Here is a 15,442-nt window from a genome sequence, read left to right as displayed (position 1 = left end):
AACGAGGTAGGTCGGCTGCCATCGAGCGGATTTTGCGGTTCCCCGACATGGATCCGAAGCTGCGGGCGATGTTCCAGAAAGTGACCAAAGGCGCTCTGTCAGGCAAAGCGGGTGAAAAAGCCGTGGAAGAGTTCAAGATCAACGGCCAGTACGTCGATACGCCGACGATCAACGGTGCACCGGGTGTTGTCGGTATTCCGTTCTTCGATAGCTACGTCGAGAAGGCCGCCGTTGGCTTCCTCGACGACGCATCCAAATCCGACAAGCCATTCTTTATCAGCGTCAACTTCATGAAGGTGCACCAGCCGAACCTGCCTGCACCGGAGTTCGAGCATAAGTCGATGTCGAAATCGAAGTATGCCGACAGCATCGTGGAACTGGACACCCGCATTGGCCGCATCATGGACAAACTCCATGAAACCGGCTTGGACAGAAATACCCTCGTGTTCTACACCACCGATAACGGCGCCTGGCAGGACGTGTACCCCGACGCCGGTTACACGCCATTCCGCGGCACCAAAGGTACCGTTCGCGAAGGCGGCAATCGCGTTCCCGCCATCGCTGTCTGGCCGGGCAAGGTCAAGCCAAACAGCAAGAACCACGATATCGTCGGCGGGCTTGATCTGATGGCGACTTTCGCCTCCGTCGCCGGCGTCGCCCTGCCGGATAAGGACCGCGAGGGCCAGCCGACCATCTTCGACAGCTATGACATGTCGCCGATCCTGCTCGGTACGGGCAAGTCGGAACGCACGTCCTGGTTCTACTTCACCGAGAACGAACTTTCGCCCGGCGCTGCCCGCGTCGGCAATTACAAGGCGGTGTTCAATTTGCGCGGCGACGACGGTCAGTCGACGGGAGGACTGGCGGTCGATTCGAACCTTGGCTGGAAGGGCGCATCCAAATATGTCGCAACGGTCCCGCAGGTCTTCGATCTTTGGCAGGACCCGCAGGAGCGCTACGACATCTTCATGAACAACTACACGGAGCGCACCTGGACGCTGGTCACCATCGGCGACGCGATCAAACAGCTGATGGAAACCTATGTAAAGTATCCGCCGCGCAAGCTGCAGAGCGCGAGCTACTCCGGTCCGATCGAGATCTCGAAATACCAACAATTCCAGTGGCTACGCGATGAGTTGTCAAAGGACGGTTTTAGTATCCCGATGCCAACAGGCAACTGATCACCTATCCCGAAGGTGGTCGCCCGCATAGCCGCGCCGTCGACCGCGGCGCGTCTTGACGACGACACTTCCGCACCAAACGACAAAGCCGCCGAGAATGGCGGCTTTGTCCTGCAAGTCTGAATTTTACACATCGTTATCCGGTGGTGCGATCGCCCGCCGGAACTCAAATAGCCTCGGCAGCATTCTCGATGCGCTGCCAGCTGTCGTCGAGCTGGTTGCGAAACCAGGTCATCTGCCGCTTGGCATATTGCCGGGTTGCGGCGGCGCCGGTCTCGATCACCTCGGCCTCATCGATCTCGCCGCGCAGGAGCGCGGCAATCTGGCTGACGCCGATCGCCTTCATCACGGGCATGGCCGGATCGAGGTTCAGCGCCAAGAGCGCACGCACCTCGTCGATCGCCCCACCGGAGAGCATCATACCGAAGCGGCGGTTGATGCGATCGTGCAGCACCTTGCGATCCGGCAGCACGACAAGCTTTCGCGCCCGTTGCGGATCGATGATCTCAGGGCCGCTCTTCTGCTGGTAGAGGCGGATCGACTGGCCGGTCGCCTCCACCACTTCGAGCGCGCGCACGATACGCTGGCCGTCGCCGGGCTTCAGCGTCTCTGCCGTCTGCGGGTCGCGCGCGGCAAGCTCGGCATGCAGCCCATCCGGCCCCTCTTGCATCAGCCGCTCGCGCAGCCGCTCGCGAATGGCGGCCGGAATTTCGGGCATGTCGGCAAGCCCGCCGGTCAACGCCTTGAAGTAGAGCCCGGTGCCGCCGACGAAGACCGGCAACCGGCCGGTCTTGCGCAGCGTGGCGACGAGCGCTTGCGCCTCGCGCAGCCACGCCCCGGTCGAATAGGCCTGACCGGCAGGCATATGGCCGTAGAGACGGTGTTCGACGCCACCCATATCGGCCTCGTCAGGGCGCGCGGTCAGCACCCGCAAAGTGTCATAGACCTGCATGCTGTCGGCGTTGATGACCACGCCGTCATGCCGGCGCGCCAATTCGACCGCAAGCGCGGACTTGCCGCTGGCGGTCGGCCCGGTTATCAGGATCGCGTCCGTATCGGTTTCAAGGTTGTTGTCCATGGCTCTCGTTGCCACGCTTATCGCCAATCCGTCAAATCCTGTTCTGACGCCAGCGCTCGCGGAAGCCGCCGCTGACGCCGTTAGGGCATCCGGTCTCTACTGGCTCGCCGACGGCGTCGCCTGCGACCTGGCGCTCACCGACGGCACGGACCCCTTTGCCGCCGAGGCGGCGCTGCGCGGCGCGCTGAACGGAACGCCTGTCGATGTCGCCGTCCAGGACGCCGACACCAGGCGCAAGAAGCTTCTGATCGCCGACATGGACTCCACCATGATCGGCCAGGAATGCATCGACGAACTTGCCGCCGAAGTCGGCCTCAAGGACAAGGTTGCCGCCATCACCGCCCGCGCCATGAACGGCGAGATCGCCTTCGAGCCGGCGCTGATCGAGCGCGTCGCGCTGCTGAAGGGCCTGCCTTCGAGCGTCGTAGGCGATGTCATCGCCAGGCGCATCACGCTGACGCCGGGCGGCCCTGAGCTGATCGCCACGATGAAGGCGAAGGGCTACTACACCGCCCTCATCTCCGGCGGCTTCACCGTGTTTACCGGCCCGGTCGCCGACATGCTCGGCTTCCAGGAAAACCGCGCCAATACGCTGATCGAGAAGGACGGCACGCTGACCGGCGAGGTCGCCGAACCGATCCTCGGCAAACAGGCCAAGGTCGATGCGCTCATCGACATTGCCGGCCGCCTCGGCATTTCGACCGACGAGGCGCTTGCCGTCGGCGACGGCGCCAACGATCTCGGCATGCTGCAGCTCGCCGGCACCGGCGTTGCGCTGCACGCCAAGCCCGTGGTCGCCGAACAGGCGAAGGTCCGCATCGACCATGGCGACCTCACGGCCCTTCTCTATCTGCAGGGCTATCGAAAGACCGATTTCGTCAGATGATCGTTTCCGAGACCGAACGCCTGCGCATCCGCGCCTGGAAGGAGGCCGACCGCGATCTCTTCTTCGAGATCAACAATGATGCCGAGGTGATGGCGTTCTTCCCCCATCGCCGCAACCGGGAGGAAACCGACGCGCTGTTCGACCGCGTCGGCCAGGGCATCGCCGAAACGGGGCTCGGCTTCTTCGCTGTCGCGCTGAAAAAAGACGACCGGCCGATCGGCTTCTGCGGCCTCGCCTATACCGACCTCGAGCCCCACCTGCCGAAAGGCACCGTCGAGATCGGCTGGCGGCTCGCCGCCCCCTTCTGGGGCAAGGGCTATATCACCGAGGCAGCGTCCGACCTCCTGCGCTACGGCTTCGACGAAAAAGGCCTTCGCGAAATCGTCTCCTTCGCCGTCCCCGACAACACCCGCTCGACGGCGGTGATGGCGCGCCTTGGAATGCACCGCGACCCCGCACGCGACTTCAACCACCCGCGCATCCCCGCCGACAAACCGCAGCTCGTTCGCCACGTGCTCTACGCAATCACCCGGGCGGAATGGCAGGCACAGCGGGCGAAGGACGTGGCGTGAAAGCGCCGCGGCGCCGGTAAACGGCGGCTTGCGGGTTCATCCGTCAGCCGCTTGCAGTTCATGACGCTGCGCTTGCCCCTCACTGTCCTGCCGGACATCTCTCCCCGCCAGCGGGGAGAGATGCGCAAGCCGAACCCTCTTCGCCAATCCGCAACGTTTGCGCGTTGTCAGTCCGGTCACATCCGAGCCTGCTCCCCGCAGGCGGCGAGAAGGTGCCAGCAGGCGGATGAGGGGCGACCCACCCGGAACATCTCGCAACGCCATCCGAGACGTCACCCCCCGCGCCCTGCCCCCGGATAACTCCGTTCGACCCAAGTGACGAACGCCTGCGCCGCCTCTGACAAAGCGTCGAACCGCCGCGCCACGAGAAAGAAGGCGCCATAGGGCACCGAGACATCGAACGGCTGCAGCAGGCGCCCGGCCGCAAGCTCGTCGCGCACATGGTCGCGATCGACCAACCCGACGCCGTTGCCGCGCAACGCCGCCTGCAGCACCATGGCGCCATCGGTAAAGATCGCGCCCCGCTCGATGCGAACCGGTCCCGCCCCGGCAGCAGTGAACCATTGCTGCCATGCTTCGCGATTGTCCTCGTGCAGGAGCGCATGCTGCATGAGATCGACAGGCATCAACAAGGGCCTGCCGGACCGGGCAAGCTCCGGCGCGATCACCGGGATCATCTCCACCTGCGCAAGCCGTCGCGCCTCGACGCGCGGCCAGGAGGAGAGCTTCAAGCTGTGACGCATGGCGATATCAGCGTCCCCGCTGCGAAACTCCACAAGCCGCGGGTCGGCGTCGATCAACAGGTCGATCTCGGGATGCTCGCTCTGGAACTCCGCCAGATGCGGAACCAGCCAGCAGCCGGTAAGGGACGGTTCGGCACTGACCCTCAGCGTATGGCCAGGCTTGTGCCCGGAGAGCGCCTCCAGGCTGTCTCCCACCATGTCGAAGGCGGAGGTCAGCACCGAAAGCAGCGACCGGCCCTCGACCGTCAGGCTGATGCTGCGGTGGCGCCGCTCAAACAGCGGCCGGCCGATGAGGTTTTCCAGCTCGCGGATCTGTCGGCTGATTGCGGCTTGGGAAACGAAAAGCTCGCCGGCAGCCAGCGTGAAGCTTTCGAGCCGGCCCGCAGCCTCGAAACTCCGCAACGCTGTCAGGGGCAGACGGCCGCGCTTCATGCATAACCTCAAGTCATCCGAAGACAACTGTAAACTCGTTTGAGCCTTTGCGACAAGTGCGTTGAAATGAGGAACCAGAAAGGAGGATCCGGCCATGTACGCCATCCTCGAGACCCTGATCGACGCGCTGCGCCTGATGACCTTTCAGCCCCTGCGGCACGACATACACCGCACCCGACCGGAACGGACCGCCAGCCACGGCGTGCCCTGCGCCAAAGACTGAGGGGGGGGCCGCCGCACCGCTTTCCCCAACGGCGCTGCAGGCGGTACCTCCAAGACAGCGGCCACCGCCCGTCACCACAGTGCCGGACGTAAGACAGGACCTACCAAACATGCAGCAATTCAAAGTGCGACAGCGACCTTTGCGCGTCCAATAAGACGCGCGACGCTGTAGATCGCCCGAAGCGCCACCGCATAATACTGAGCTTCGACCGCTGCCGGTTCAAGGAAGACACCGCCTTGAATCGAAATCTCAGGGATCGGAATCAAGCCGGGAGAGAACGGCGCGATCATCCTGAAAGGATTCAGGAAAAGGCCATCGCGCCACGCCGTCCTATTCCATGCGCACGGTGACGAAGCGCAATTCGCCGGTCTTGTTGGAAAGCATCAGCAGCGCATTGCGCCGGCCGTCGGACTTCAGCTCTTCAACGCGCTCGGAGACGTCGTCAGGCGTATCCATCGCTTCCTGGCCGACCTCGACGATAACGTCACCCGGCTCCACCCGCCGCTCGGCGGCGGCAGAGCCTGCCTGGACCTCGGCGATCACCACGCCTTCGACATCGTCGGCAATGCCGAACTTCTTGCGGCTTTCGGCATTGAGCGTGGTCAGCTTCATGCCGAGCACCGTGTCGGTGGCGGGCAGCTCGGCTGCCGGCGGCTGATCCGTCTTCTTGTCCTCGCCGCCTTCTTCATTGGTGGTTACCGCGGCATTGGCGATGCCCTCGCCATCCTCGAGCCGTCCGAGCGTGACCTTGACCGTCTGCTCCCTGCCGTCGCGGATGATCACCACGTCGACGGCCTTGCCGACGGCACTTTCGGCGACCGCCCGCGGCAGGTCGCGCATCTCGGAGACGTCCTTGCCATCGAACTTGATGATGACGTCGCCGGCCTTGATCTCGCCCTTGGCGATCGGCCCGCCCTCGATAATGCCCGAGACCAGAGCGCCGCGCGGCGAGGCCATCTTCAGGCTTTCAGCGATATCGTCCGTCACCGGCTGGATGCGCACGCCAAGCCAGCCGCGCCGCGTCTCGCCGAAATCCTTCAGCTGCAGCACGACATTGGCGGCAAGCTCGGTCGGAACCGAGAAGCCGATACCGATCGAGCCGCCCGTCGGCGAAATGATCGCCGTGTTGATGCCGATCACCTCGCCCTGCATGTTGAACAGCGGGCCGCCCGAGTTGCCGCGGTTGATGGCGGCGTCCGTTTGGATGAAATTGTCGTAGGGGCCGGCATTGATGTTCCGGCCGCGCGCCGAGATGATGCCGACGGAGACAGAGCCGCCAAAGCCGAACGGGTTGCCGATCGCCATGACCCAATCGCCGATCCGCATCTTGCGGGAATCGCCGAAGGGTACTGCCTTCAGCGGCGTCTTCGGCTCGACCTTGAGCACCGCGAGGTCGGTCTTGGTATCCTTGCCGACGAGCTTGGCCTTCAGCTTGCTGCCATTGGCGAAGATCACTTCGATATCGTCGGCACCCTCGATCACGTGATTGTTGGTGACGATGACGCCGGCGGGATCGATGACGAAGCCGGAGCCGAGCGAATTGACGGTGCGCTGGCGGTTGCCGCCCTTGTCGCCCTGCCCCTTGAAGAACTCGTCGAAGAAGTCCTGATAGGGCGAGCCCTCCGGCACCTGCGGCGTCGGCGCATCGTCGTCGTTCTTGACGCGCTGGGACGTCGAAATGTTCACGACCGCATCAAGCAGGCCGGCCGCAAGGTCGGCGACGGATGCGGGGCCATTGCTCGGCGGGCGAACGGCGGCCGTCTGCGCCATGGCCGCATTGGACAGAAGCAGCGTGGCGGCCAGCGCCAGAGCGCCGAAGGATTTCGATCGAGTGGACAATTCGCGGAGCTCCTCACATTGTCTCGGCGGTGCGGCGCCCTTGAAGGTAGCCGCGTCATGCGATGCTCTGCAGCCCCATGCGCCCGACAAAGAGCAAGGGTCGCTGCAGCGACTTTGATTTGCCGCATAATTTATCCCACGATCGATCCCGATCGGAAGACTTATGCAGCCGGTGACAGCGACGCGATCCGGGGATCACGTTGCACCCGATCTTCCAGTGAAGATACGGCGGAATTCAGAAGCGTCCAGACACGATTTTCTGATCCGCTCGAAAGTGCGGATACGGAGCCTACAGCGCCGCGCGTCAAATATGACGCGCTAAGGACGCTGTAGCACTTCAGGCTCACTGCATAATTTCTCCTTAAATCGAATCCGATTTAAGGAATTATGCAGTAGATCAGATGGTGATCTCGTGCCCGTGCTCTTTCAGCGCCTGCACCGCTTTGTCGAGATCGGAGCCCGGCACGAAGATATAGTCGGTGCTGAAGGTCGAATTGGCAAAGACGCCGATGCCCGCGGCCGACAGCGGCCTGAGCACGGAAGAAAGCACGCCGGGCACGTCGACGCTGAAATGCTGTTCGATACGGAAGCAGCGCCAGCCGAGCGAACTCTGGGTGCTGGAAGGGACGCGCGCGGCGCGACAGACGAGGGTCATTTCCTCTCGCGAGCTGGACACGGTCCAGAAACCCGGCCCCGGCAGCCATTCCGGCATCTGGGAACCGACATTGAGACGGGTGATCGCATATTCGGCATCGACCAGCCGGATCAGCAGTTTATGTGGCATTCGCATTATCCTCGAAGCAACCAGACAAGTCCGACACCGGCGGCAACGGAAAATACCCCGGCCAGTCGAAGCTGATGCTCCGGGACATACGGCAAACGCTTCGCCAATTCCACTAAAACCAAAGGGGCCAGTGCGTACACCAGCCCCTCGATGATCAGGAAAAAAGCAATCCCGGTCAGAAAGTCGGACATTGTCCGCTTAGTTCCCGGTCGCCGGTTGCGTCTCTGTCGCAGCCGGTGCTTTGCCTTCCGAGTCATTGAAATAACGGAAGAACTCCGAATGCGGCGACAGCACGAGCGTCGTGTCCGAGCTACCGATGGACTCCGTATAGGCGGTCATCGAACGGTAGAATTCGAAGAACTTCGGATCGCGCGCAAATGCGTCGGCAAAGGTCTTCGTCCGTTCGGCTTCGCCTTCACCGCGCAGGATTTCCGATTCGCGCTGGGCGTCGGCGACGATCTCGACGACCTGACGGTCGGCGATGGCGCGGCGACGCTGGCCGGCTTCGTTACCGCGGGCACGGATCAGTTCGGCTTCCGCCAGACGCTCGGCCTTCATGCGGTCGAAGGTCTGCTGCGAGACTTCCTGCGTAAGGTCTGTGCGACGGATGCGAACGTCCTCGATGTTGAGGCCGAGCGATTCGGCATCGGTTTTGAGGTCGGCGCGAACTTCGCGCATCATCGATGCACGCTCGTCGGACAGCGCTGCCTCGAAGCCACGCAGACCGTAGACGCGACGCAGCGATGCGTCGAGACGGGTGCGCAGACGTGCCTCGGCAGAATCGCGGTCGCCCGAAACGGTTTCGCGGAAGCGACGGGGATCGGCGATCTTGTAGATGACGAAGGCGTCGACTTCATAGAACTTGCCGCCCGAAACCTGGACGCGGATGTTGTCGAGATCGAAGCGCAGGGCCTGGTCTTCGACATACTGCACGCGATCGGCATCCATGAAGGCGAAGGGCAGCTTGAAGTAGAGGCCCGGCTGGGTCTTGACGTCCTGGATCTGACCGAAGCGAACGACGATCGCCTGCTGGCGTTCGTTGACCACGAAGATCGACGAATAGAGACCGACCAGGACGACGGCGAGCAGGATCAGGATGATTGAAGTACGATTGTTGATCACTGTGCGCCTCCCGACTGTGCCGGCCGACCGATTTCATTCAGCGGCAGATAGGGCACGACGCCCTGCCCGTTCTTCTCGTCGATGATGACCTTCTTCGACTTGCCGAGAACGCCTTGCATCGTTTCGAGATAGAGACGCTTGCGGGTTACATCAGGCGCCTTTGAATATTCGTCATAAACAGAGATGAAGCGCTGGGCCTCACCTTGCGCTTCCTTGACGACGCGGCCCTTGTAGGCGGCTGCCTCTTCGCGGATCTGCGCGCCCTGACCGCGGGCCTTGCCGAGGATCTGGTTGGCGTACTGGTTGGCTTCTTCGACGAAGCGGTCTTCGTCCTGCTCGGCACGCTGCACTTCGTCGAACGCATCGGCGACTTCGCGCGGCGGGGCCGCATCCTCGATCGCCACGGTGTTGACGGAAACGCCGGCGCCGTAGCTGTCCATCGTTGCCTGGATCGTGCTCTTCACGTCGGCGGCGATCGCCTGACGGTTATCGCGGAAAATGTCCTGGGCCGGACGACGGCCGACCACTTCGCGCATCGCGCTTTCGGCGACCTGCTGCAGCGTGTCAGCCGGATTTTCGACGTTGAAGAGGTAGGCCTTCGGATCCGTGACCGAGAACAGCACCGAGAACTGAACGTTGACGATGTTCTGGTCGCCGGTGAGCATCAGGCCGGCATTGGACTGACCGCTGTTGCGGCCGCCGATGTTCTGCTGCTGCTCGGTGATCTTGACGAACTCGACGGTTTCGAGCGGCCAGAAGTGATAGTGCAGGCCCGGCATCGAGATCTCGTCCTTCGGCTTGCCGAAGCGCATTTCGACGCCGCGTTCATCCGGCTGGACGGTGTAGATCGAGTTGATCAGGATGAAGCCGACGATCAGCAGGCCGACGATGGCGAAGATGCCGCCGTTGAAACCGCCGGGAACGACGTTCTTCAGCTGATCCTGGCCACGGCGAATGATCTCTTCGAGATCCGGCGGTCCGCCCTTGCCGCCGCCACGCGGCCGGTTCGGCCCCTGGCCCCATGGCCCCTGATTGCCTCCGCCGCCGCCGCCGCCCCAAGGGCCGCCGCCGCCATTCTGATTGCTCCAGGGCATCAAAACCTCTCTTTTGAATACTGCTCACGCTGAACTGCCGCGCGAATGCACGGACGTCCACGATGTGAACCCGTTATAGGTATGACATGCACCGCTTTCAACGCGATACGCCAGAGTTCACCGTAAATGGTTCAAAATAGTTGACGAATGGCCCATTACGCGCGGCGCGCCAAACATGACGCGCCAAGGACAGCGCTTCAAACTCGCTGCATAACTTTCTCCTTAGATCGATGCCGATTTTAGGAGGCATGCATTAGCGCGTGGCCCGGCGCCGCCACGTCACGAAATGCATGGCATGGCTGTCTTTCTCGCCCTGCGGCAGGTCCTCTTCGAACACCTTGTCGAAAACGTCAGGGTCGATATCCGGAAAGCGAGTATCGCCTTCGACTTCCGCCTGAACCTCTGTGATGTGCAGGATATCGGCGACGCCGATCGATTGCCGGTAGATCTCGCCGCCGCCAATAACGCAGATCTCGTCTGCCCCTGATGCCGACGCTTCGCGCCGCGCTGCGCCCAGCGCCTCCTCCAGCGAATGCGCGACGGTCGCGCCCTCAGCAGTAAAATCTGCGCTGCGGCTGATGACGATGTTCGCTCGGCCGGGCAGCGGACGTCCGATCGAGGCCCAGGTCTTGCGCCCCATGATCACGGGCTTGCCGATCGTCAGCGCCTTGAAGCGCTTGAGATCGGTGGAAAGCCGCCACGGCAGATCGCCGTCGCGGCCGATGACGCCGTTGGCGGCAACCGCGACGACGATGGAGATTTTCGGCTCGTTGGTGCTGGTATCAGTCATGGAACCCATTCGGTTTGCTGTCGATTTCACTTGCCCTGACATAGGCTGCCCGGTCCGTGACCACCCGGATATAGCGGTCGACGACCTCACTCTCGGGCAGGATCTTGCGCATCCATTGCAGTGCGCTGGCCAAAAGCAGGTCGGCGGCGCTCATCGTCGCGCCGAGCAGATAGGTCTGTCGGTTGAGCACGTCGATCACATGGGCGCACATTTCGCTGTAGAGCCGCGCCTGCGCCGGATTGTTGATCGTCGCGCCGGTGATGTGGGCCAGCGCCGTCGGCTCGATCACGCCGGCATAATAGGCAAGCCAGGAGAGATAGGCGCCGCGCTCGGGATGGCCGGGCGCCCGGCCGAGACTGCATTCGGGGTGAAGGTCGGTGAGATATTGTACCACGGCCGCCGATTCCCAGATCAGCGCACCCTTGTGCAAGAGCGCCGGCACCTGCTTGTGCGGATGCGGATTGTTGTCGTCGGGTGCGCCGGTGCCATCCCAGCGGCGGATCGAGACATAGCGGATCTCGTATTCCGCGCCGATCTCCTCGAGCAGCCAGACGATACGCGACGAGCGCGACAAGGGTGCGTGGACGAGCGTCAGCATCGAAACCTCCCGACAGCGCCTCGCCGAACATGATGCGCAAAGGCCGCTGTAACATCTGAACTCCGTAAGAAACGGCAAACCCTCCCGGTCTGCCGCCGTTACGCGAATGCCCGTATCGACCGCCTGCCCGCACCCCCGAGGCGACGACGCCTCAGACGGCGATCGGCGCCTTGATGGTTGAATCAGCTTCGTAGCCGACCAGGGTAAAGTCTTCAAAACGGAACGAAAACAGATCCTTGACGTCTGGCTTGATCTGCATGGTCGGCAGCGTCTTCGGCGTGCGGGCAAGCTGCAGCCGTGCCTGGTCGAAATGGTTGTGGTAGATATGCGCGTCGCCGAAGGTATGGACGAAATCGCCCGGCTTCAGCCCGGTCACCTGCGCCACCATCATCGTCAGAAGCGCGTAGGAGGCGATGTTGAACGGCACGCCGAGGAAGATGTCGGCCGAACGCTGATAGAGCTGGCAGGAAAGCTTGCCGTCGGCGACATAGAACTGGAACAGGCAATGGCACGGCGGCAGGGCCATCTCGTCGACCAGCGCCGGGTTCCAGGCGGAAACGATATGACGGCGCGAGTTCGGATTGGTCTTCAGGCTTTCGACAAGACCGGCGATCTGGTCGATATGCCGCCCGTCCGGCGCCGGCCAGGAGCGCCACTGGTAGCCGTAGACGGGCCCGAGATCGCCGTTTTCGTCCGCCCATTCGTCCCAAATGCTGACGCCGTTTTCCTTGAGATAGGCGATATTGGTCTCGCCCTTCAGGAACCACAGCAGTTCGTGGATGATCGAGCGCAGGTGCAGCTTCTTGGTGGTCAGCACCGGGAAGCCTTGCGAAAGATCGAAACGCATCTGGTAGCCGAAGACCGAGCGCGTCCCCGTTCCCGTCCGGTCACCCCGGTCGGTTCCGCTGGTCATCACATGGTCGAGGAAGTCGAGATATTGCTGCATGGTCTGGCGCCGCCGATTCGTGTTGTCCCAAATTTAGGGTGAAGCCGGCGGCAAACCAATGTCCCGGGGGTGTTTATCCCGCATATTCAGCCGCGCTCAAAGCGGGATCAAGGAAAGTGCGCGCGGTTTTCCGCCTGCATCCCGCCTTCACAATGAACGTGATCTACAGCGTTTGCAGCTTACCGAGGTTCTTGGCCACCAGATAATAGAAGGTCACGCGTGACTTGGATCGATCTGCCGACATCGCCTTCGTCGTCGCCGAAATGGCCGCATCCGCTTCCGCACCCACGACGCCGAGCTTCTTCTCGCACCATTTTTCCCTAACGCGATCGAGTTCCTTGGGGTCCGTGGCCGACACGAGCGAGGAATCCTTGTTGCGCAGTGCAATGCCGAGATGGCGCACGATCTTGTTCACAACAGCTTCGTCGGCGCCGCTGTCATACTTCTGCACATCTGCGAGATAGTCAGTCATGATGCCTCCAGATTGATCTTGCTCGATAAACCGCAGCGCCCTTGCAGGCCGCGTGCAGCAGCCGGAGTTTTTCACGGCTGCCATTCATGTCAAGGCGTTTGGCATGTCAGGGGTTTTGGAAAAGCTGCGATATATCCGTGCTTTCCCCTTTTCTTCAGCGCCGAAAAGACCTATATGACAGATGCCGTCTTCGGGCGGCTATGGCAATAAACGGGCGGTGAAATAAACCCATTGGACCCGGGGGCGGTACCCGGCGCCTCCACCAAAAACCGGTCGAGATTTCGATGACCGGCTTTTGATGGGGGCGAAATAGGATCGACAAGGGCGTAAAGATCGACTTTTTGCTCGGCATTGTACCACCGTTATCGGGCTAAACTTATAGTTGCAAACGACAACTATGCTGAAGCACGTCTCGCTGCCTAACGGCGGTGCGACACTTCAAATCAAGTCCTTCCGGGTAGCACCGTAAGGCGGGGTCCGAAGGCACCTGGCAACAGAAGCCTTCACCTTCTCCCCCGCTTCGAAATGGTCTATAGATGCTTGAATAATTGACTCGTCATATCGAGACGGGCAATGGAAAGCCGACAGTAGAATTGAGTTCGAGAAAGACGGGAATCTCATGGGCCAGGACCACATTCGCTACGACATTCTGGCGCAGGACGCGCTTCGCGGCGTCATCCGCAAGGTGCTGACCGAGGTTGCGGCCACCGGCCACCTGCCCGGCGAGCACCATTTCTTCATCACCTTCCTGACCGGCGCGCCGGGTGTTCGCATCTCGCAGCACCTGAAATCCAAGTATCCCGAGCAGATGACCATTGTCGTGCAGCACCAGTTCTGGGAACTCAAGGTTTCCGAGGCCGGCTTCGAAATCGGCCTGTCCTTCTCCGATACGCCGGAGCGGCTGGTCATTCCGTTCAATGCCATTCGCGGCTTCTACGACCCCTCGGTCAATTTCGAACTCGAATTCGACGTGGCGACGGCCGAAGAGGAAGAGGCCGAATCGGCGGAGATCACCGCCTATCCCGTTCCTGAAACCGATGGCGAAGTGCCGCCCAAGGACCCGGAAAAATCCGGCGACGCCAAGAACGGCGGCGGCTCGGTGGTTTCGCTCGACTCCTTCCGCAAGAAGAACTGAGGCAAGCGAAAGGACGCGGCATGAGTGGTGACGTCGTCAATCTACGCCAGTTCCGCAAGCGCAATGCCCGCGCCGAAAAAGAAAAGCAGGCCGAACAGAACCGCATCTCGTTCGGCCGCACCAAGGCCGAGAAATCGCTGACCGACGCCTTGAATGCGAAGGCGGCAAAGGCCCTCGACCAGGGGCGCCGCGAACCTTCCGGCGATCGACCTGACGAGGCCGAGGACTGAAGCGCCGCGCGCACGAACGGCTGCGGAACGTTTAAAGCGTTACAGCGACCTTTGCGCGTCTAATAAGACGCGCGGCGCTGTAGAGATCGCGACGCGCTTTAGAACGTCGAACCCGGCGCACGACCTGCAAAAAAGCGATTCCGCTTCAATGACTTGCAGCAACGTCCCGAATCAAACCGCCAACGACTTGAATCAATTTGCGAGCTCCGGCGATGATCCGAAAACACTCCGCCACCTTGCACGGCCACCGCACCAGCTTCTCGCTGGAAGATCCGTTCTGGTTGGAGCTGAAGACGATCGCGGCCGCCCGCGCCATGCCGATCGCCCAACTGATCGTCGAGATCGACGATGCGCGTGGCGCCGACAGCAACCTGTCTTCGGCGCTCCGCGTCTACGTTCTCGACTGGATCAAGGCGAATATAGAGCTGTCAGCGGCCAGCGACACTTGACGGCTCTTCGCCTGGCTCATCGCGGCCGCTTCCGAATGTCTCGGTGAAGACGCCTGCAAGCCCCTCGCGCAGCTGGTTTGCCATCGCCCCGATGCCGCCCGGCCGACGCAAATACTCGACCAGGCAAACCCGGTTGCGCCCGGTATTCTTGGCGAGATAGAGCTGGTCGTCGGCGATCTTGAAGACATCCTCATAGTGGGCGGGATAGCTGAACAGCGCCACACCGACGCTGACAGTGACTGGCTCTGCGCCCGGCGCGATCGCCTGCCCGCGCTCGGCCACCGCCAACCGAATTCGCTCCGCCATCGCCCCTATCGTTTCGGGACGGGCATAGGGAACGAAAACGCCGAATTCCTCTCCGCCGAGGCGCCCCGTCAGGCCGCTACCGTCCACTGCCTGGCGCATCTCGGTTGCTATCGCCACCAATGCCTGATCGCCGGCCAGATGGCCGTGGCAATCGTTGATGCGTTTGAAGTGGTCGGCGTCCAGCACCATCAGCGCCGACGTCGGCGGAAACGGCTCGAGGTCCTGATCGGCAAAGAATGCGGTGACATCCGATGTGAAGGCGGCACGGTTGAGACAGCCCGTCAGGCCGTCATAGCGACTGGCCAGCGTCAGAAGATCGTTGGCAAGTGCCAACTGTTGGAGCTTGATGCCGATGAAGGCGAAAAGCGGGATGGCCAGCAGCAGCGGAATGAACAGCGCAAGGCGCATTGAGGTCGCCATCAGCTCGCCGCCGAACGGGACGATGTAGTAATAAGTGATGAGAAGGGCAACGGCCGTGCAGCCGGCAGTGCCTGAAAACGTCCAGTTCATGATCCAGATGATCGCGCGGCGATCAAGGCCCTGCTCCAGCGACTTCATGCCA

General features: G+C 62.0%; 19 protein-coding genes, 1 other RNA gene and 1 pseudogene. 8 read left to right on the top strand and 13 right to left on the bottom strand.

The annotated features are described in order from the left end of the window. Window positions 1-38 precede the first annotated feature (38 nt). Window positions 39-1,181, top strand: a pseudogene (locus ASD00_RS32540) (sulfatase-like hydrolase/transferase); the annotation flags it as partial. A gap of 166 nt (window positions 1,182-1,347) precedes the next feature. On the opposite strand, the gene miaA reads toward ASD00_RS32540, so the two are convergent. Next, window positions 1,348-2,259 carry a tRNA (adenosine(37)-N6)-dimethylallyltransferase MiaA gene (miaA, locus tag ASD00_RS32535; protein WP_025427664.1) on the bottom strand — a complete coding sequence of 304 codons (912 nt, stop codon included), beginning with the start codon at window positions 2,257-2,259 and terminating at the stop codon, window positions 1,348-1,350. Here miaA and serB point away from each other — a divergent pair. Both serB and ASD00_RS32525 read left to right on the top strand, forming a co-directional pair. Next, complete coding sequence (gene serB / locus ASD00_RS32530; RefSeq protein WP_025427665.1) at window positions 2,258-3,145, top strand: phosphoserine phosphatase SerB; 888 nt, start codon at window positions 2,258-2,260, stop codon at window positions 3,143-3,145. The genes miaA and serB overlap by 2 nt on opposite strands. Next, the gene (locus tag ASD00_RS32525) at window positions 3,142-3,717 is read left to right on the top strand and encodes a GNAT family N-acetyltransferase (RefSeq protein WP_025427666.1); all 576 of its coding nucleotides are present in this window, start codon (window positions 3,142-3,144) and stop codon (window positions 3,715-3,717) included. Before serB ends, ASD00_RS32525 begins: the two co-directional genes overlap by 4 nt. A 272-nt stretch (window positions 3,718-3,989) precedes the next feature. Here the strand turns inward: ASD00_RS32525 and ASD00_RS32520 are convergent, their stop codons facing one another. Beyond that, window positions 3,990-4,892 (bottom strand): LysR substrate-binding domain-containing protein, encoded by a 903-nt coding sequence (locus tag ASD00_RS32520; protein WP_057211145.1) that lies wholly within the window; start codon window positions 4,890-4,892, stop codon window positions 3,990-3,992. Between the two features lie 94 nt (window positions 4,893-4,986). On the opposite strand from ASD00_RS32520, the gene ASD00_RS42410 reads away from it, so the two are divergent. Further along, a complete protein-coding gene (locus ASD00_RS42410) occupies window positions 4,987-5,115 on the top strand; it encodes a hypothetical protein (protein WP_255569857.1) in 129 nt (42 codons plus the stop codon). A gap of 119 nt (window positions 5,116-5,234) precedes the next feature. Here ASD00_RS42410 and ASD00_RS41325 read toward each other — a convergent pair whose 3' ends face one another. The 10 genes from ASD00_RS41325 to ASD00_RS32475 form a co-directional block, all read right to left on the bottom strand. After that, window positions 5,235-5,405, bottom strand: a complete 171-nt coding sequence (locus tag ASD00_RS41325; protein ID WP_156408090.1) for a hypothetical protein — start codon at window positions 5,403-5,405, stop codon at window positions 5,235-5,237. Between the two features lie 40 nt (window positions 5,406-5,445). Continuing rightward, window positions 5,446-6,954, bottom strand: a complete 1,509-nt coding sequence (locus tag ASD00_RS32515; protein ID WP_057211143.1) for a DegQ family serine endoprotease — start codon at window positions 6,952-6,954, stop codon at window positions 5,446-5,448. Between the two features lie 397 nt (window positions 6,955-7,351). Beyond that, the gene (locus ASD00_RS32510; RefSeq protein ID WP_025427669.1) at window positions 7,352-7,738 is read right to left on the bottom strand and encodes an ACT domain-containing protein; all 387 of its coding nucleotides are present in this window, start codon (window positions 7,736-7,738) and stop codon (window positions 7,352-7,354) included. A gap of 5 nt (window positions 7,739-7,743) precedes the next feature. Next, on the bottom strand, window positions 7,744-7,929 hold the full coding sequence (locus ASD00_RS32505; RefSeq protein ID WP_025427670.1) for a DUF2065 domain-containing protein: 186 nt from the start codon (window positions 7,927-7,929) through the stop codon (window positions 7,744-7,746). A 7-nt stretch (window positions 7,930-7,936) separates the two neighbouring features. Then, entirely contained in the window at window positions 7,937-8,860 is a 924-nt protein-coding gene (locus ASD00_RS32500) for a protease modulator HflC (RefSeq protein ID WP_025427671.1), read from the bottom strand. Beyond that, a complete protein-coding gene (hflK, locus tag ASD00_RS32495) occupies window positions 8,857-9,954 on the bottom strand; it encodes an FtsH protease activity modulator HflK (protein WP_025427672.1) in 1,098 nt (365 codons plus the stop codon). The genes ASD00_RS32500 and hflK overlap by 4 nt, the downstream gene beginning before the upstream one ends. Before the next feature lie 253 nt (window positions 9,955-10,207). Further along, window positions 10,208-10,744: a dihydrofolate reductase gene (locus ASD00_RS32490; RefSeq protein ID WP_025427673.1), complete on the bottom strand. Its 537-nt coding sequence runs from the start codon at window positions 10,742-10,744 to the stop codon at window positions 10,208-10,210. Continuing rightward, window positions 10,737-11,342, bottom strand: coding sequence for a glutathione S-transferase (locus tag ASD00_RS32485; protein WP_025427674.1), 606 nt, complete (start codon window positions 11,340-11,342; stop codon window positions 10,737-10,739). Before ASD00_RS32485 ends, ASD00_RS32490 begins: the two co-directional genes overlap by 8 nt. A gap of 151 nt (window positions 11,343-11,493) precedes the next feature. Further along, window positions 11,494-12,288: a thymidylate synthase gene (locus ASD00_RS32480; protein ID WP_025427675.1), complete on the bottom strand. Its 795-nt coding sequence runs from the start codon at window positions 12,286-12,288 to the stop codon at window positions 11,494-11,496. Window positions 12,289-12,451: 163 nt separating this feature from the next. Continuing rightward, the gene (locus ASD00_RS32475; protein WP_025427676.1) at window positions 12,452-12,760 is read right to left on the bottom strand and encodes a DUF2853 family protein; all 309 of its coding nucleotides are present in this window, start codon (window positions 12,758-12,760) and stop codon (window positions 12,452-12,454) included. Between the two features lie 144 nt (window positions 12,761-12,904). Here ASD00_RS32475 and ssrA point away from each other — a divergent pair. The 4 genes from ssrA to ASD00_RS32460 all read left to right on the top strand — a co-directional run bounded on the left by ssrA (window position 12,905) and on the right by ASD00_RS32460 (window position 14,574). Beyond that, window positions 12,905-13,268, top strand: a transfer-messenger RNA (tmRNA) gene (gene ssrA / locus ASD00_RS38175). A 111-nt stretch (window positions 13,269-13,379) separates the two neighbouring features. Beyond that, window positions 13,380-13,895 (top strand): SspB family protein, encoded by a 516-nt coding sequence (locus ASD00_RS32470; RefSeq protein ID WP_025427677.1) that lies wholly within the window; start codon window positions 13,380-13,382, stop codon window positions 13,893-13,895. Between the two features lie 20 nt (window positions 13,896-13,915). Beyond that, the gene (locus ASD00_RS32465) at window positions 13,916-14,125 is read left to right on the top strand and encodes a DUF4169 family protein (RefSeq protein ID WP_025427678.1); all 210 of its coding nucleotides are present in this window, start codon (window positions 13,916-13,918) and stop codon (window positions 14,123-14,125) included. A gap of 212 nt (window positions 14,126-14,337) precedes the next feature. Then, a complete protein-coding gene (locus ASD00_RS32460) occupies window positions 14,338-14,574 on the top strand; it encodes a ribbon-helix-helix domain-containing protein (protein ID WP_025427679.1) in 237 nt (78 codons plus the stop codon). On the opposite strand, the gene ASD00_RS32455 is transcribed toward ASD00_RS32460, so the two are convergent. Then, window positions 14,554-15,438, bottom strand: a complete 885-nt coding sequence (locus ASD00_RS32455) for a GGDEF domain-containing protein (RefSeq protein WP_057211141.1) — start codon at window positions 15,436-15,438, stop codon at window positions 14,554-14,556. The genes ASD00_RS32460 and ASD00_RS32455 overlap by 21 nt on opposite strands. Between the last annotated feature and the right edge of the window lie 4 nt (window positions 15,439-15,442).

Origin of the sequence: Ensifer sp. Root31 (assembly GCF_001424825.1) — a bacterium.
Lineage (GTDB): Bacteria > Pseudomonadota > Alphaproteobacteria > Rhizobiales > Rhizobiaceae > Ensifer > Ensifer canadensis.
The sequence above is the reverse complement of the archived record's forward strand: the minus strand, read 5'-3'. Positions and strand labels throughout refer to the sequence as shown.

Coding starts and splice junctions, on each gene's coding strand:
- ASD00_RS32490 (WP_025427673.1), bottom strand. CDS start 10,744: ATGACTGATACCAGCACCAACGAGCCGAAAATCTCCATCGTCGTCGCG.
- ASD00_RS32525 (WP_025427666.1), top strand. CDS start 3,142: ATGATCGTTTCCGAGACCGAACGCCTGCGCATCCGCGCCTGGAAGGAG.
- hflK (WP_025427672.1), bottom strand. CDS start 9,954: ATGCCCTGGAGCAATCAGAATGGCGGCGGCGGCCCTTGGGGCGGCGGC.
- ASD00_RS32460 (WP_025427679.1), top strand. CDS start 14,338: ATGATCCGAAAACACTCCGCCACCTTGCACGGCCACCGCACCAGCTTC.
- ASD00_RS32455 (WP_057211141.1), bottom strand. CDS start 15,438: ATGAAGTCGCTGGAGCAGGGCCTTGATCGCCGCGCGATCATCTGGATC.
- miaA (WP_025427664.1), bottom strand. CDS start 2,259: ATGGACAACAACCTTGAAACCGATACGGACGCGATCCTGATAACCGGG.
- serB (WP_025427665.1), top strand. CDS start 2,258: ATGGCTCTCGTTGCCACGCTTATCGCCAATCCGTCAAATCCTGTTCTG.
- ASD00_RS42410 (WP_255569857.1), top strand. CDS start 4,987: ATGTACGCCATCCTCGAGACCCTGATCGACGCGCTGCGCCTGATGACC.
- ASD00_RS41325 (WP_156408090.1), bottom strand. CDS start 5,405: ATGATCGCGCCGTTCTCTCCCGGCTTGATTCCGATCCCTGAGATTTCG.
- ASD00_RS32480 (WP_025427675.1), bottom strand. CDS start 12,288: ATGCAGCAATATCTCGACTTCCTCGACCATGTGATGACCAGCGGAACC.
- ASD00_RS32510 (WP_025427669.1), bottom strand. CDS start 7,738: ATGCCACATAAACTGCTGATCCGGCTGGTCGATGCCGAATATGCGATC.
- ASD00_RS32520 (WP_057211145.1), bottom strand. CDS start 4,892: ATGAAGCGCGGCCGTCTGCCCCTGACAGCGTTGCGGAGTTTCGAGGCT.
- ASD00_RS32465 (WP_025427678.1), top strand. CDS start 13,916: ATGAGTGGTGACGTCGTCAATCTACGCCAGTTCCGCAAGCGCAATGCC.
- ASD00_RS32475 (WP_025427676.1), bottom strand. CDS start 12,760: ATGACTGACTATCTCGCAGATGTGCAGAAGTATGACAGCGGCGCCGAC.
- ASD00_RS32470 (WP_025427677.1), top strand. CDS start 13,380: ATGGGCCAGGACCACATTCGCTACGACATTCTGGCGCAGGACGCGCTT.
- ASD00_RS32505 (WP_025427670.1), bottom strand. CDS start 7,929: ATGTCCGACTTTCTGACCGGGATTGCTTTTTTCCTGATCATCGAGGGG.
- ASD00_RS32485 (WP_025427674.1), bottom strand. CDS start 11,342: ATGCTGACGCTCGTCCACGCACCCTTGTCGCGCTCGTCGCGTATCGTC.